The 1,352-nt window shown below is 70.3% G+C and carries 1 protein-coding gene; it reads left to right on the top strand.

Annotated features, from left to right (window positions below):
- Positions 1 to 1,311 (top strand): IS607 family element RNA-guided endonuclease TnpB (tnpB, locus tag DFR72_RS44800; protein ID WP_147290357.1); only part of this gene is annotated, 1,311 nt, incomplete at its 5' end.
- Positions 1,312 to 1,352: the final 41 nt, after the last annotated feature.

Genomic DNA, 1,352 nt, shown 5'->3' with positions numbered 1-1,352 from the left:
CCCGGCCAGGAGCAGGCGTTGCGGTCGCATTGCGGTGGTCAGCGGCGCGCGTTCAACTGGGGCCTGGCGCGGATCAAGGCGAACCTGGAGCAGCGGGCCGCCGAGAAGACTTACGGCGTGGCTGAGGACGAGTTGACGCCGCCGGTGTCGTGGTCGGCCTACGGCATGCGCAAGGACTGGAACCAGGCCAAGGACACGGTCGCGCCGTGGTGGGCTGAGAACTCGAAGGAAGCCTATTCGTCCGGCCTGGCCAACCTCGCGACCGCGCTGGGTAACTGGGCGGACTCCAAGCGAGGTGAGAGGAAGGGCCACAGGTTCGGGTTCCCCAGGTTCAAGGGCAAGCGGTCCGGCCTGTCCTGCCGGTTCACCACCGGCGCGTTCGGACTCGCCGACGACCGCCGGCACGTGAAGCTGCCCCGCGTCGGGACGGTCCGCGCCCATGAGTCGACCCGCAAGCTGGCCCGGCACGTCGAGCGCGGCACCGCCCGCATCCGTTCCGCGACCGTGTCCTTGCGGGCGGGGCGGTGGTTCGTGTCGTTCTCGGTGGACATCACCCGCTCCGACCCCGCGCCCGCGCGGCCGGAGAGTGTGGTGGGTGTCGACCTGGGTGTGAGGTCGCTGGCGGTGCTGTCGACCAGCGAGACCGTGCCGAACCCGCGGCACCTGGAGATCGCGCTGCGGGAGCTGAGGCGCCTGCAACGCCAGGCCGCGCGCCGGATCGGCCCAGACCGCCGTACCCGCCGCGTTCCGTCGAACCGGTGGCGCGGGACCCAGGCTCGCATCACCCGCCTGCACGCCGCCGTCGCGAACGCCCGCCGGGACGGGCTGCACAAGCTCACCACCCGCCTGGCGCGCACCCATGGCGCGGTGGTGATCGAGGATCTCAACGTGGCAGGCATGACGCGCAACCGGCGGCTGGCCCGGCATGTCGCCGGTGCCGGTATGGCCGAGCTGCGCCGTCAGATCGAGTACAAAGCCCGGTGGGCCGGCGTGCACGTGCACGTCGCCGATCGCTGGTATCCCAGTTCCAAGACGTGTTCGGTCTGTGGTGCGGTGAAAGCCAAGCTGTGCCTGTCCGAACGCGTCTACCGCTGTGAGGTGTGTGGTCTGGTCCTGGACCGGGACCTCAACGCCGCGCGTAACCTCGCCGCGCTCGTGCGCCGCGAGACGTCCTCCCCGAGTTGCGGGGCGACGCGAAACGAGCCCGATGGAAACCCACGTAAGACCCGCACAATGCGGGCACCGGGTACTGCCACGGGAAGACCCGCCCCGGCGGGCCAACGCCGACGCCGCAAGGCGCCGGCTGCCTGAACACAGTGGACTCACATTCACTCACACCTCAGGTAACGGTA

This window comes from Lentzea flaviverrucosa, from assembly GCF_003350445.1.
Taxonomy (GTDB): Bacteria; Actinomycetota; Actinomycetes; order Mycobacteriales; family Pseudonocardiaceae; genus Lentzea; species Lentzea californiensis.
This window is presented reverse-complemented; position numbering and strand designations above follow the sequence as displayed.